We start from the raw sequence: 14,311 nt of genomic DNA, 5'->3' as shown, positions 1-14,311 counted from the left end.
TTTAGAAAGGACGTATTGAATATGACTGGATATACTATGCCTAAAGGCTTTTTATGGGGTGGAGCAGTTGCTGCTCACCAACTTGAAGGTGCTTGGAATGAAGACGGAAAAGGAATGTCAGTTGCCGACGTGATGACAGTAGGATCAGCTACTAAACCACGTGAAATTACTGATGGCGTACTTCCTGGTAAAAATTATCCTAACCATGATGCAATTGACTTTTACCACCACTATAAAGGCGATATCAAATTAATGGCTGAAATGGGCTTTAAGGCTTTCCGTACATCAATTGCTTGGACTAGAATTTTTCCTAAAGGTGATGAAAAAGAACCTAATGAAGCAGGACTCAAATTCTATGATGACTTATTTGACGAATGCCACAAGTATGGAATCGAACCTGTAATCACTCTTTCTCACTTCGAAATTCCATATCACTTAGTTAAAGAATATGGCGGCTTTACTAACCGTAAATTAATTGACTACTTCGTACGTTTTGCTCGCGTATGTTTCAAGCGCTACAAGAACAAGGTTAAGTACTGGATGACATTTAATGAAATCGATAATCAATCCAGCTTCAATAACGACTTTTTAATGGCTACTAACTCTGGTATTTTGTTCAAAAATGGCATGGGCGATAAGGAGAAAGAAGCAGCAATGTATCAAGCTGCTCACTATGAATTAGTTGCTTCTGCTTTAGCAGTTAAAGAAGGACACAAGATTAATCCAGACTTCCAAATTGGTTGTATGATTAACTACTCACCTGTTCGTCCTTTAACTCCATCTTCAGACGATGTCTTACTTGCTGACAAATTTGAACAAAGACGCGACTTTTTCTCTGACGTTCACGTTAATGGTGAATATCCAAACGCAGTTGAAGACTACATTGAAAGAAATGGCTACCGTCCAGACATTACCGAAGAAGATAAGATTGCCTTAAAAGAAGGTACTGTTGACTACGTAGGCTTTTCATACTATCAATCAACTACTGTTTCAAGTAAGAAAGTTAAGCCTGACGAATTAACCGACTTGCAAGAAGCCATTGTTGAAAATCCAACTCTAGAACGTAGTGATTGGGGCTGGGAAATTGATCCAGAAGGTTTAAGAATTTCTCTTAACCACTTAACTGACCGCTACCACAAGCCATTATTTATCGTTGAAAATGGTCTTGGTGCTTACGATAAGCGCGAAGCTGACGGTTCAGTTCATGATCCATACAGAATTGACTACCTAAGAAAACACATTGAACAAATGGAAAAGGCTGTTGTTTTAGACGGTGTTGACTTGATGGGTTATCTTCCTTGGGGTTGTATTGATTTAGTTTCAGCTGGAACTGGTCAAATGGACAAACGCTACGGCTTCATCTATGTTGACAAGAATGATAAGGGTGAAGGAACACTAGAACGTTCAAAGAAGGATTCATTTAACTGGTATAAGAAAGTTATCGAATCTAACGGTAAAGACTTAGATTAGTAATTTAAAATAGGATTTAGCAAGTATACTAAATCCTATTTTTTTCTTTCAAATTAGCAGTTAATATGTCAGAGTGCTAAATGTTTTACATTCTATCCTAACCTACTACAATAAACAGTGTAGAGAGCGTAATGGAAGGAAGTTTTATTATGGCAAACGAAATGATGAAAAATCATAATAACGATAATATGATGGATCAATTAAGCGATTGGTTTAGTTTTCCAAAAGACTTTTTTGACGACAGTTCAATTAAGAACATTATGCAATCTGACGTAGCAGAAACTGATAAAGACTACATCGTTAAAGTGGATATGCCCGGAATGGACAAAAAGGATATCAAGGTTTCATATAAAGATGGCATCTTGAATGTTTCAGGAAGTCGTGATTCATTTGACAACTTAGATGATAAGAACGGCAATCTTCTTCACCGCGAAAGAAGCGTCGGTCACATTCAAAGAAGCTATCGTATTCCTGACGTTGATTCAAAAGAAATTTCTGCTAAAGACGTCGATGGCGTTTTAACCATTACCTTGCCAAAACTAACTGAAGAAGATAAAGAAAATACAATTACAATTGAATAATATTTATTAATTACTAAAAAACATCCCGCACAAAAACGGGATGTTTTTTAGTCTACATCAATAATTTTCACATTATAACTTCCGGCAGGTGCTTCTACTTCTACTGTTGCACCGGCCTTTTGCTTCATTAGAGCTTGGCCCAAAGGTGAATCAAAAGAAATTTTTCCTTTAGCTAGATCTGCTTCCATTCTACCGACAATTCGATATTCTTCAGCTTCATCATCACCTTCAAAAAGTAATTTCACATTTGAACCCAAGTCTATTGTGCCAGTTTCATCTTTTTGAATAATCTCAGAATAACGTAATTGTTTATCTAAGTAACGCAAGCGACTCTGTAAATGTCCTAACTCCATTTTTGCAGTAGTATATTCAGAATTTTCCGATAAATCCCCCATACTGCGAGCTTCTTGCAAGATCTTAATTCTACGTGGTCGATCTTTCTTTAAGCGAGCTATCTCATCTTTAATTTCTTGATAGCCTTCTGGTGTCATCTTTTGATAATAAACCATTACTTAACCTTTTCATCATTTCCAGTAATAACATCTTGCTTGTATAAATCACCATTTTTTACTGAATAGTGGCCAACAATTGTTCCAGTTGATTTTTCAGCTAAAGAATATTGACCATTGCCGCCATCAATTAGAGTGAAGTTATCTGGACCATAACTGCTTGAGTAGCCATGTTCTTTAATAGTGTTAGAAACCATCTTGTTAAACATTGCATCTGAAGCATTATTAGCTGACGATGCATTTTGATTATTACTATTAGTTTGACTGTTAGATGATGCAGCTGAATTTGACGCATTATTTGAATTAGTTGATCCAGTTGAATCAGAAGAATTGTTAGAGTTAGTTGAATCGCTCTTATCAGTCTTTTCACTATTGCTGCTACTTGAACTGTCGCTGCTGCTCTTACTACTCTTCTTATCTGAACTAGTAGTATCTGTATCATCAGTATCTACATCATTCTTATCTTTTTTGCTTGTATGCTTTTTAGTTTTATGACTCTTCTTGTGACTTGTCTTACTGCTTTTTGCCTCGTTATTAGTATTAGATTGGTTGGCACTATTGCTGCAACCTACAGCAAGGAGCATTGTCATTAAAGTTATTCCTGATACAAAAATATTCTTTTTCATATTTAATTCCTCCGATATTGTTATAAACATTATACTTCATAACGTCTATTGAAATACTTATGAAAGTTACTTTCATTCACAAAATTAGTGTATTAAATCATTATTTGCTGTATAGTAAATATAATGAAAAATATTATAAAAAAATTAAAGGAGTGTAATCTATGTCTCACGAATTAACCCTACAAGAAATTGATCAATTCCGCAGCGACTTTGATAATTCACGTAACGAAGTTGTCTCCCGCGCTGCCATGCGTTCTGGTGTATTAGAGGCATCTTTTAACCCAGCAGTTACTAACCGCTTAAACGATGTCTTTTCTGTTGAAGTAGAAACTGATAATGTTACTAACCAAATGCAATCAGGCCGTTGCTGGTTATTTGCAACCTTAAACACTTTACGCCATGATTTTGGTAAAAAGTACAAAGCTAAGAACTTCACTTTATCCCAAGCATATAACTTCTTCTGGGATAAAATTGAGCGTGCAAATATCTTCTATGATGCCATTATCGATTCAGCCGACAAGCCTTTAGATGACCGTACTGTTAAGGCATATATGAACTTTGCAGGCTCAGATGGTGGTCAATGGGCAATGGCTGCTTCATTAGTTAAGAAATACGGCGTTGTCCCAACTAATGCTATGCCAGAAAGCTTTAACACTAACCACACTGCTGGCTTAGCTGATGCTTTAGCTCGTAAGGAAAGAAAAGATGCCTTGGTTTTACGTAAATTAGTTCAAGAAGGTAAAACTGAAGAAGTTGAAAAGAAGCGTAAAGAATTCTTAAGCGAAATTTACCGGATGACTGCAATTGCTGTTGGCGAACCACCTAAGACTTTTGACTTAGAATACCGCGACGACGATAAAAAATTGCACTTAGATAAGAACTTAACACCAGTTGAATTCTTCAATAAGTATTGGAATATTAACTTCGATGACTATGTTTGCTTGACTAATGCACCTGACCACGAATATGGCAAGCTTTACTCGCTTCCATTTGAAGATAACGTTAATGGTGGTCTTCCTATTACTTTCTTAAATGTTCCAATCGAATACTTAAAAGAAGCTGCAATCAAGCAATTGAAGGACAGCGAAAGTGTTTGGTTCGGTAACGATGTCTTAAAGGAAATGGACCGCAAGACTGGTTACTTAGATACTGAATTGTACAAGACTGACGAATTATTTGATGTTGATACTTACATGACTAAGGCTGAAAGATTGGCTACTGGCGAAGGTGAAGTTAGTCATGCAATGACCTTAGTTGGTGTCGACTTAGACAAGGGAGAAATCCGTAAGTGGAAAGTCGAAAACTCATGGAGTGAAAAGTCAGGCCGTAAGGGTTACTTCACAATGAGCGATAAATGGTTTGATGAGTTTGTTTATGAAGTAGTTGTTAGAAAAGAATTCTTAACCGACGATCAAAAGAAACTCGCAGAAAGCAAGCCTACTCCACTTCCAGCTTGGGACTCACTTGCTTAATAAAACATACTTATGCAAAAAGCATTGTGTCAAAAATTGATACAATGCTTTTTTACTACACGTTCCATTCATCCATAAATTCTTGAACGAATTCACGCATATATTCAGTTCTTCGATGTGCTTCTTTCTTAGCAGCGGGTGTATTCATCAATCCCTCTAAATCAAATAATTTTTCATAGAAGTGATTAATCGTTGTTTCAACATGATTACGATATTGGTCATGGCTTACTAACTTTTCAGGCTTAATCTCTGGATCATAGATCTTATTTCCATGCTTTCCACCATAAGTAAATGCTCGTGCAATTCCAATTGCACCTAAGCTTTCAATTCGGTCTGCGTCTTGCACATATTGTCCACTCAAGGGCAACTTATAGTGGTGTTCAATATTGGCGGAAAAAGACATGTGCTGAATCGTAAATAATATATCTTGTGCTTCTACCTCGGTAAATCCAACTTTAGGTAGTAACTCTTTAATTTCTGCAATTACCTTGCTTGGGTCCTCGCAAATTTTCTCATCAATTGTATCGTGTAAGTAACTACCGGTCTGAATAATAGCAACAATTCGACTATCCTCATGTGCATCAGGATAATCGCTTAAATACATTTTTGTAGCTAAATTAGCTACTCTTTGCCCATGATAGTAATCATGACCTGTTTTTTCACCTTTTAAATGATCTTTTGTAAATTGCTTAACTAATTCAATATCCATCTTTTTATCACCGCAATTAAGCCATTGAGTCCCAACAAGGAACTGGAGTAGCTTCACCTTCAGCAATCTTTACCAATTTTTCTGGTAAGTATTGCTTCTTGACTACAACCTTAAATAAGTATTCGTCAAACCACTTGTCATCCATAACAAAGTAGCCCTTTTCACCAACTTTAGTTCCCCAAGAATTTTCAACTTTCCATTGACGAGGCTTACCATCAACTACATCTACTCCAACAAAGGTCATCGCATGAGTAGAGCCACTAGCACCAGTTTCAAGACGCTCTTTCTTATTTAATTTAGTTTCAATATTAAAAATAGTATCTGTTTCATATAAGTCAGCAGCTAAAATACCCTTTTGACGGTCGCTTTGCTTGCCTACATCACAACCAAACCAGATCGTTTCACCATCTTTTAATTGCTTAATAGCAGCTTCCTTAAGATTTTCGATATTTGTATTTAAAAATCTAATTGGACTTCCGCCCTCAACATTATCCTCAAATGGAAATGCATAAAGCTTGTCATATTCATGGTCTGGCGCGTTAAAGAGAACAACATAATCATCCAAATCATCTTCAAAGTAATTGTGGAAAAAGTCTACGGGAGTAAGATTTTGATCTAACTTGTACTTTCCATCATCATCTTTAAATTCTAAATCAAACTTGTGCACAGGTTGTCCAAAAGCAATTACAGCCATACGGTAAACTTCACTTAAAAATTCTTGGCGTTTTTGCTCAATATCATCTTCTTTGCCTTCTTGAGCAAGTTTGCGTAAAACTAGTCCGTCTTCACGTAATTTCATGTTCAAGGCTTGATTAAATGCTGCTGTATTGTTGGCAGTAAAGCTCTCATCTTGTGCATAAGTTGGCACTAAACCATATTTTCTAATTAATGAAACAGCCATATGCCATTGCCCACCATCAGTATCTGGTGCTTGTAAGTAAAAGTGCACAGTTCGATCATCCACAGGTTTATCCGCAGTTTCTAAGATATGATTGAAGAAAATATTTGCTCTTTCAATTCGATCCCAGAAGAAGAGATAGCTTTGTGAAAAAGTAAAGTTCTTTGCGTGATATTGCTTAGCGAACTTGTGACGTAAAACATTCAATGCCGCAAATAACCAGCAACGTCCTGATTGCTTTTGATCAGTCACGTTATCAGTTGGAATTTCAATTGAGAAAGTCCGGTTTAAATCACGAATTCCTTCACTATTGAAACTTGCCTTTTGCACACCGTTATTCACAACAGCTAATTCGGCAATTTTATTTTGCTTGTTTTGTTGATAATCTTGTTGAAATTTTGCAATTTCATCTAGTGTAAGTTCATGTGCCATATTTGTTCTTCTTTCATAAATTACAGTGTTTTATTCCATTATAAAAAGGGACAGTCGTTTTGACCATCCCTTAATACATTGCTTATCAAAAAAGCTTCTGCTAGCCTAAGCTTATTCAATAACTAAGCCGTTTCCCAGATTTGAACTGGGGACCTCCTCCTTACCACGGCGGTGCTCTACCTCCTGAGCTAAAACGGCAAACACATTTAATCTACACCTAATTATAACAAAAAAGACGAGGAATGCTTTCTAGCCATCCCTCGTCTTCTTTTTTCACTAACTATTTAATTTTAACTAAGGTGTACTTTCTCTTACCTTTACGGATAATTACGTACTTACCATCAAAATCATTGTCAGGTTCAATAATGAAGTCAATATCATTTTGACGTTCACCATTTACGTAAATAGCACCGTTCTTAACATCTTCACGTGCTTGACGCTTAGATGGTTCAATCTTAGTTTCAACCAAAAATTCAACGATATTCTTAGCTTCGTGGGTTGCTTCAGCACTTGGAGCGTTCTTCAAAGCTTGTTCAATTTGAGGCACAGACAAGCTCTTAACGTTACCTGAGAATAGCGCTTCAGTAATCATTTGAGCTTCTTTTAAGCCTTCTTCGCCATGAACAAACTTGGTTACTTCTTCTGCTAATCTCTTTTGAGCTGCTCGCTTCCAAGGTTCTTTTTCAGTCTTTTCAGCCAAGTCCTCGATTTCTTCACGAGATAAGAAAGTAAAGTACTTAAGGTATTTCACAACATCACGATCGTCTTGGTTAATCCAGAATTGGTAGAATTCATAAGGACTAGTCTTTTCTGGATCAAGCCAAACAGCACCACCAGCAGACTTACCAAACTTAGTACCATCAGCCTTAAGCATCAATGGAATAGTTAAACCAAATGCTGGACGATCTTGACCTTCAAGCTTGTGAATCAAATCAATACCAGCAGTAATATTGCCCCATTGATCAGAACCACCAATTTGAAGTTGAACACCATTGTCTTTGTTTAAGTGATAGAAGTCAATTGCTTGTAAAATTTGGTAAGTAAATTCAGTGAATGAAATACCATTTTCCAAACGACTAGCAACAACATCCTTGTTAATCATGTTGTTAACTTGGAAAAACTTACCGTAGTCACGTAAGAAGTCAATCAAGTTAAGCTTACCAAGCCATTCCGCATTGTTTTTAATTTCAAAGTTTTCAGTACCGAATAACTTCTTCATTTGGGCAGTTAATTTTTCTTCATTGTGCTTAACTTGCTCAGCAGTTTGAAGAACACGTTCAGTCTTTCTACCTGATGGGTCACCAATGGAACCAGTACCTCCACCGATCAAAATTACTGGGTGATAGCCTGCCATTTGGAATCTCTTCATAATCATGAATGGAATTAAGTGTCCAATATGAAGAGAATCGCCTGTTGGGTCAGTTCCACAGTAGAGAGCTAAATCATCATGCTCTTCTAAGTACTTGCGTAAACCTTCTTCATCAGTTTCTTGGTTAATAGCACCGCGCCATTTTAAATCTTCTAAAATGTCAAATTTTGCCATAATTTTTTCTCCTAACAAAAAACGTCCCTAGACTTCTCTCGAAATCTAGGGACGACTAAATTACTTCATTAGCCGTGGTACCACCCACGTTCGCGCTTAATGCGCCTTAAGACTGTTGATAAGGAAACAACCCCATTATTGTAATTCGCAAGCTTAACCTGTCTAGCTCACACCAACCGCTAGTTCTCTGAACGCTGAATTAAACTGCTACTTCTTATTTACCTATGATAATAAGGGAGAATAGCCTTTTAGTCAACCGCTTATTTATAAAAGCCCTTGACGTCTAATGTGTATCCCTTCCCTGCTGACATATCATATTGAATCAATTGATAGTCTTTCAACAATGCTTTTTGTTTCTTAGTTAATTTCTTTTCAGAAACTTTCTTTCCATTCTGATCAATCAATTCAAAACCATCACTACTGCTATAATTAATCGTCATGGCAGGAAGATCTTTATAGATTCTAGTAAGTAATGCTTGGTAAGCAGTAACTTTAGAATTAGTTTGGTCTAAAGCCATCGGAATAAAGGAACTCGTTGCAACATACTTATCTGGAACAATCTTATTCTTAGCACCGTGCTCACGAGCGTACTTATTTGAATAAATAAAGTAAGTAGTAGAGTGCATTTTAATTGGATACTTAGATAAGAGCGATTGATCAATAATTGATGGGTAGTGATCGCCATAAAATACAAGCGTGATTGGTTTATTAATTTCATCGATTTCTTTAATAAACTTCTTCACTGCCTTGTCAGTATATTCTACTCCCTTAGTATATGCAGCAAAACTAGTTTTAACATTATCGTCTGCAAGAGAAGAGCCACTAACATTATCTTTATATTGGTTTTGTGAATAGTAATCGCCATAAGGCATATGGTTTTGCATTGAGATCAAATTAATAAATTGACCATTTTTTCTACTCTTAATTTGTCTTAATCCATTCTGATAAGCCGTCTCATCAGAAAGATACGGACTAGTTCCAAGCGACTTTTGATCATATATCTTATATTTAGAACCTAAGTAAGCAAATTTATTAAATCCAAACCGACGATAATTATCAATTCGACCATAATAAGTACCATTAAAAGGATGAATTGCACTACTATAAGGGAAATTCATCCCAATTGTTGGATAAAAATTATAACGTGAGGTTACCTGAGTATATGGAGTTAAGGCACTAGAAAAGTTACCCATATTAAATCCAGTTAGGGACTCATATTCCATGTTTCCAGTTCCGCCACCATATCCAGCACTAAGCATCTTGCCAGAAGTCGTTTGCGACATTAAGCTACGAATATACTTCATCGGATCCCTAACATTATTAGAAATTTTTACTCCTGGGAATTCTTTTGGATCTACAAAGCTTTCACTAAGATTAAAGACAATTGTTTGATCGGATAACTTGTTCTTTCTAGTCTTATTAATAGCAACAGCTTCTTTTTCATACTTTTTAGTAATTTGCTTGATGGCATGTTCAGAATAACCATCAACTTTTTCCATGATTGGCACTTTGATGAAATCTAAGAAAGTTAAGACAGCACCGTTATTAGCTGTACTATCCGGTGGATTTCTAAAGTCAGGATTATTATCAAAACCCTTTGAAACATAATAAATTGCTGAATTTTCATCATTAAACCACACCGGTGTAATCAGGATTAAAAGACTAACAATTAAAGCAAGCCAACTCTTTTTCTTTCTCTTTAAGTTATGTGGGTGCTTTAGCTCTAGATAAACAATAATTGCAATCAAAAGTGCAATTCCCACAAGAATGTAAATTAGAGTCTGTACACCAATCATTGGAATTAATGTCTTCCAATTGACTATCTCACTAATTTCATTTGGATAGACAGGCTCTTCTCTAAGATCCATCTTGATTCCATCCGCAATTGCGATTCCTAAAGCTAGAACAGTTGGAATACTTGCGGATACCCAAAATCTAGTAGTAATTACATAGAAAATCTCATAAATTGCAAATAAGAAAATTCCCGCTAAGACTAATGTTCCAAACTTACTGGTAAAGATAAAGACTAAAGCAGACCAGAAATCACTTGCATATTGAATGTCTCTAACAGTGTAGAAGCCAACAATACTTAAGAGCATAAAGAAAACAAATAAGAAAATTGATCTGCCATGTTTCTTTAAAAATCCCAATCCTGCTTCTAAAAGCTTAACAAGACCATCTAAATTGTTCTCATCAAACTTATTCAAAAATCTCTGAACACGCTTATTTGAAAGTAGAAATTTAACAAAAAGGAAATTAATAATGAAACTTGCAAGCAATAAAGAAAGAATCAACAAAACAGTAACTTTTTTACTTACAGGAGCAAGCAAAAGCTGCAATTTTTCCTTCCACAAAGTCATTCCATAGGAAGTAGTTCCAAAGATAATTGCTGGAATTAAGATTGAGAAAGATCTGTGCGAAACGCCAATCATCCACTTTTTAAATAATAATGCGCCTGTTACCACAAATAAAATCATTAACGGTGATGATGGAGCCATTAACAGACTAGTGTTCCAAGACATATTCATCTGAGAAAAGACAAAGCCTTGCGGCGTCTGCATTGGCATTAAAGCAATTGTTAAATAATAGACTGCTGGCAATAAAACGATAGTTGCCAGGGTTAAGCTGACTAATACCTTTTTAGATACCTTAATCTTAGAAATAAGCATTCCCCAAGCAAAAGGCAAAACTAAATAAAGACCAAAGATACTATAACTAGTTAAAAGCGAATTTCCAGCACTCAAGGCAAAAATAAGAATTGTGATAGTAGTTAGTAGTAACGCATTCTGCTTATCACTTAATTTTTCTTGTAATTTATAAATAAATGGCTGGAAGAAAAGTGAAATGATAATTCCACTAAATAAAGCCGATGTACTCGTCAAAACTGGGAAAAAGATTCCCCATAAATTCCAAGCAGAGAAAAATTGCGGTAGCGAAATGACAAATACTAAATAGAAGATAATAAGGGTAATAACACCTTCAAGCCAGTTCTTAACTGCTTCTTTAAAGCTATACTCCTTATTACCATAGCTCATCCCATACCAAACCATTACCACTAGTTGAATCAGACTAATTACCATGCCAATTCTTGTTTTAGTAGAGACGGCTGTTGGGTTATAGTTCCAAAAGCCTAAAGTTTGAATTAATACTCCTAGCAATAAACATAAAAGTAAAATCCACTGGAATACTTTTCTTAATGTTGTTTTCATTTGTATATCCCTAACTTTTTCTTAATTGTTACCAATACATCCACTCGTTTACCATGACCAGTAAAGAAGTCGACAATATCTTTTCTGAATTGAAAAATCATAATTAAAGTAGCAATTAAAAAGATCAATCCTTGTTCCCAACCAAAATTAACCCAGGTAAAAATACTAAAACCTAGCATATAAACTAACGGCGGAATTGTAAGGTTCTTCATAATGATTACTAAAAACAAGCCAATTAATAGTGCAATTAGTCCTGCTCTCCAATCAAAGAACACAATCCATAAAGCAGTTACAGCTACTCCCTTTCCACCTTTAAAGTGATTCCAAAATGGAAAAGAATGGCCTAAAACCACGCCAAGACCAGCAAAGGATAAATCCAAACGGTTGCCATGATAAATGAAGTAGACAATTAATAAGGCAACCAAAGTTTTGGCTAAATCGCCAATACAAGTAAGAATACCCCATTTCTTACCAAACACAGCTCCGATATTAGCTGTTCCAGGATTTCCTGAGCCATATTTAGTCGGATCTTTATGTAAAAATATTTTTGCGACAATCATAGCAAAAAGGATATTTCCAAGGAAATATCCTATTACTATTGAAATTAATTCATTCATTAATAAGCACGATCTCCGTTCCATAATTCATCCGTATAAGGATCATATATGTAGTATACCTGATTAGAATCGCCACTGCTCCAATCAAATTGAGAATTCATTGAATTTTGATAAGTCTCATTATTATCAATATCCATTGAATCTAAACCGAGATCGTTTCTTACAATATTTGAAGTTCTTTGCAATTCTCTATCAGACATTACTTGATATGAAGCATCTCCAATCATTGCTCCTACTCCATGCAAGTAATCACTAGACATGTTGCTAGTACATTTACGGTAGTTTTTACTAATTTTGACCATTGAATCAAAAGTTAAGTTAGTTCTCAAACTAGTTGAAACAGAACCTAAGATTGAATCTAAATTCTTTAGCGTGCTAAATGACATTGCATGTTCTAAAACAGACATAATTACTTCACGCTGACGCAATTGTCTACCATAGTCTCCGCGGGGATCGTCATAGCGCATTCGAGAGTAAGCCAAGGCTTGACTACCATTTAAGTGTACCTTTTTACCTTTGGTGAAGGTGTAGCCATCGTAAGTAAACGTTAATGGTGGAGTCACTGTAACGCCACCAACGCCGTCTACAATCTTTCTCATTCCGCCCATATTCATTGAAATATAGTATTTGATTGGCACATTAAGGACCTTACTTGTAGTCTTCATTGCCATTTTGGTACCGCCAATATTATAAGCAGCATTAATCTTATGAACGCTAAAGTTTTCGGTACCAATCATTCTGGCCATGGTATCACGTGGAATCGACATTAAAGAAAGTTTCTTTTTAGTTGGGTTAACGGTTACCAAAATCATCGTATCTGAGTTTCCGCGAACTTCTTTTCTACCAAAGGCTCCCGTATCTGTTCCTAACAAGAGAATATTGAATGGTTCTTTACCAGAAAAGCTATCTTGTTTTACAGCAGTTTTTGGGTCATATGTTTTATCAAAGGCATTTTTAGCTTTTAAATAAACAGATCCCGCATAGGCTCCAAGTCCTAAAACCAGCACTAAAACAACCGCAATAATAATACGGATTGGCTTTTTCTTATTATTTTTTTCTTTGTTCATCTCCACTCTTGAGAGAACAGGTTCTTTGGGCTTATTATCCATAACATTCTTTCTCAAACTTTCTTAAAACAAGGATATTATAGCAAAATTACACTCTGAAAACTTTATTATGCCAAATCTTAAACAATTAGTAAAAAAGAGGAAAACTTCACACAGCTTTCCTCTTTTCATATTTATTCTAAAGTAATTGTAGTTGAAAAATGTGAACTTTCATCTGGTGCTAAGAAGTTGTTGCCCTCTTTTTTCATCCAGTCAGTTAATTCATTGCTCTTAATATCCGGTAATCCAGCAAAAGGTTCCATACATAAGAATTTAGCTTCTGGATCCGTCATTGTCCACAAAGCAACATATGGAAAATCTTCTAAAGTTAAAGATATTTTATGCTCTGACTTTTCACTAGATAACTCAATTCCAGTTAATCCAGGATTGTTAATAATAATTAAGCCATCATCAAATTCGGAATATGATAAAGGCAGCATGCTCTTTTGTGCATTTGGTACTGGAATAACTTTGCCATTTCTGAATGGAATTGGATCGATTTGAAACTGAGTTAATTCAGTTACTTCTGGGCTTAAGCTTATTTCATAATCAGAAAAGTTTAACTCATCTCCAGCTATCGGCACATTAAAGCCTGGATGGAACCCAAGCCCAAAAGGCATTGTTTCTTGAGAATTATTTTTAACTAAAAATTCAACCTTTAATTGGTTAGCCTCTAAAGTATAAGTAACCATTAAGCTAAATTGAAATGGATAAACAGCTAAAGTTTCTTCATTTTCGGTTAAAGTTAAACTTACTCGATCGTCTCCCTTATCAACAACTGTCCAAGGATAGTCACGAGCGAAGCCATGTTGCTTCATTTCATATGTTTTCCCATTTAAAATATATTTATTGTCATTTGATCTTCCGATTGCCGGAAAAAGAATTGGAGCATGTCTTTCCCACTCGCTCCCATTCCAAAGGTAGTCGGCATTAGTAGTCTTATCAACTACGTGCGTAAGCTGAGCACCGACCTCATTAATTTCAACCTTTAACTGGTTGTTTTCAATTGCTAGCATCCATTGTCCTCCTAAACAATTTCGACCAATCCTATTTTAAAAATATCACGCCATACTCAATATGTCAACTGTAAGCGATAACATATAGTTTATTATTAGATTCTCAATTTCTTAATTTGTTAT

At 35.6% G+C, this 14,311-nt stretch carries 12 protein-coding genes and 1 tRNA gene; 3 read left to right on the top strand and 10 right to left on the bottom strand.

From position 1 onward, the window contains the following. Nucleotides 1-21: 21 nt before the first annotated feature. Nucleotides 22-1,470, top strand: a complete 1,449-nt coding sequence (locus tag QM512_RS09415) for a 6-phospho-beta-glucosidase (protein ID WP_282805421.1) — start codon at nt 22-24, stop codon at nt 1,468-1,470. 149 nt (nt 1,471-1,619) lie between these two features. Next, nucleotides 1,620-2,051, top strand: a complete 432-nt coding sequence (locus QM512_RS09410) for an Hsp20/alpha crystallin family protein (RefSeq protein WP_282805420.1) — start codon at nt 1,620-1,622, stop codon at nt 2,049-2,051. Nucleotides 2,052-2,098: 47 nt separating this feature from the next. On the opposite strand, the gene greA is transcribed toward QM512_RS09410, so the two are convergent. Next, nucleotides 2,099-2,560, bottom strand: a complete 462-nt coding sequence (gene greA, locus QM512_RS09405; RefSeq protein ID WP_282805419.1) for a transcription elongation factor GreA — start codon at nt 2,558-2,560, stop codon at nt 2,099-2,101. Then, nucleotides 2,560-3,186, bottom strand: a complete 627-nt coding sequence (locus tag QM512_RS09400; RefSeq protein ID WP_282805418.1) for a hypothetical protein — start codon at nt 3,184-3,186, stop codon at nt 2,560-2,562. The genes greA and QM512_RS09400 overlap by 1 nt, the downstream gene beginning before the upstream one ends. Nucleotides 3,187-3,347: 161 nt before the next feature. Between QM512_RS09400 and QM512_RS09395 the strand changes: the two genes are divergently transcribed. After that, nucleotides 3,348-4,658 carry a C1 family peptidase gene (locus QM512_RS09395; protein ID WP_282805417.1) on the top strand — a complete coding sequence of 437 codons (1,311 nt, stop codon included), beginning with the start codon at nt 3,348-3,350 and terminating at the stop codon, nt 4,656-4,658. Between the two features lie 55 nt (nt 4,659-4,713). Here the strand turns inward: QM512_RS09395 and QM512_RS09390 are convergent, their stop codons facing one another. From QM512_RS09390 to QM512_RS09355, 8 genes are all read right to left on the bottom strand, one after another. Further along, nucleotides 4,714-5,367: an HD domain-containing protein gene (locus QM512_RS09390; protein ID WP_282805416.1), complete on the bottom strand. Its 654-nt coding sequence runs from the start codon at nt 5,365-5,367 to the stop codon at nt 4,714-4,716. A 16-nt stretch (nt 5,368-5,383) separates the two neighbouring features. Further along, nucleotides 5,384-6,697 (bottom strand): C1 family peptidase, encoded by a 1,314-nt coding sequence (locus tag QM512_RS09385; RefSeq protein ID WP_282805415.1) that lies wholly within the window; start codon nt 6,695-6,697, stop codon nt 5,384-5,386. A 125-nt stretch (nt 6,698-6,822) separates the two neighbouring features. Next, nucleotides 6,823-6,895 (bottom strand) — tRNA-Thr (locus QM512_RS09380). 82 nt (nt 6,896-6,977) lie between these two features. Next, complete coding sequence (tyrS, locus tag QM512_RS09375; protein ID WP_282805414.1) at nt 6,978-8,240, bottom strand: tyrosine--tRNA ligase; 1,263 nt, start codon at nt 8,238-8,240, stop codon at nt 6,978-6,980. Nucleotides 8,241-8,500: 260 nt separating this feature from the next. Next, nucleotides 8,501-11,449, bottom strand: a complete 2,949-nt coding sequence (locus tag QM512_RS09370; RefSeq protein WP_282805413.1) for an LTA synthase family protein — start codon at nt 11,447-11,449, stop codon at nt 8,501-8,503. After that, entirely contained in the window at nt 11,446-12,066 is a 621-nt protein-coding gene (locus QM512_RS09365) for a glycerol-3-phosphate acyltransferase (protein ID WP_282805412.1), read from the bottom strand. The genes QM512_RS09370 and QM512_RS09365 overlap by 4 nt, the downstream gene beginning before the upstream one ends. Next, nucleotides 12,066-13,175, bottom strand: a complete 1,110-nt coding sequence (locus tag QM512_RS09360) for an LCP family glycopolymer transferase (protein WP_282805411.1) — start codon at nt 13,173-13,175, stop codon at nt 12,066-12,068. Before QM512_RS09360 ends, QM512_RS09365 begins: the two co-directional genes overlap by 1 nt. Before the next feature lie 131 nt (nt 13,176-13,306). Beyond that, nucleotides 13,307-14,188 carry an aldose 1-epimerase family protein gene (locus QM512_RS09355; protein WP_282805410.1) on the bottom strand — a complete coding sequence of 294 codons (882 nt, stop codon included), beginning with the start codon at nt 14,186-14,188 and terminating at the stop codon, nt 13,307-13,309. Between the last annotated feature and the right edge of the window lie 123 nt (nt 14,189-14,311).

Source organism: Lactobacillus isalae (assembly GCF_947539375.1).
GTDB classification, from domain to species: Bacteria; Bacillota; Bacilli; order Lactobacillales; family Lactobacillaceae; genus Lactobacillus; species Lactobacillus isalae.
Note: the sequence above shows the minus strand (reverse complement) of the source record. Positions and strands in the feature narration are given on the sequence as shown.

Excerpts from the sequence above, each read along its gene's own strand:
- QM512_RS09395 (WP_282805417.1), top strand. The coding sequence starts at position 3,348 with ATGTCTCACGAATTAACCCTACAAGAAATTGATCAATTCCGCAGCGAC.
- QM512_RS09410 (WP_282805420.1), top strand. The coding sequence starts at position 1,620 with ATGGCAAACGAAATGATGAAAAATCATAATAACGATAATATGATGGAT.
- greA (WP_282805419.1), bottom strand. The coding sequence starts at position 2,560 with ATGGTTTATTATCAAAAGATGACACCAGAAGGCTATCAAGAAATTAAA.
- QM512_RS09370 (WP_282805413.1), bottom strand. The coding sequence starts at position 11,449 with ATGAAAACAACATTAAGAAAAGTATTCCAGTGGATTTTACTTTTATGT.
- QM512_RS09415 (WP_282805421.1), top strand. The coding sequence starts at position 22 with ATGACTGGATATACTATGCCTAAAGGCTTTTTATGGGGTGGAGCAGTT.
- QM512_RS09355 (WP_282805410.1), bottom strand. The coding sequence starts at position 14,188 with ATGCTAGCAATTGAAAACAACCAGTTAAAGGTTGAAATTAATGAGGTC.
- tyrS (WP_282805414.1), bottom strand. The coding sequence starts at position 8,240 with ATGGCAAAATTTGACATTTTAGAAGATTTAAAATGGCGCGGTGCTATT.
- QM512_RS09385 (WP_282805415.1), bottom strand. The coding sequence starts at position 6,697 with ATGGCACATGAACTTACACTAGATGAAATTGCAAAATTTCAACAAGAT.
- QM512_RS09360 (WP_282805411.1), bottom strand. The coding sequence starts at position 13,175 with ATGGATAATAAGCCCAAAGAACCTGTTCTCTCAAGAGTGGAGATGAAC.
- QM512_RS09400 (WP_282805418.1), bottom strand. The coding sequence starts at position 3,186 with ATGAAAAAGAATATTTTTGTATCAGGAATAACTTTAATGACAATGCTC.
- QM512_RS09390 (WP_282805416.1), bottom strand. The coding sequence starts at position 5,367 with ATGGATATTGAATTAGTTAAGCAATTTACAAAAGATCATTTAAAAGGT.
- QM512_RS09365 (WP_282805412.1), bottom strand. The coding sequence starts at position 12,066 with ATGAATGAATTAATTTCAATAGTAATAGGATATTTCCTTGGAAATATC.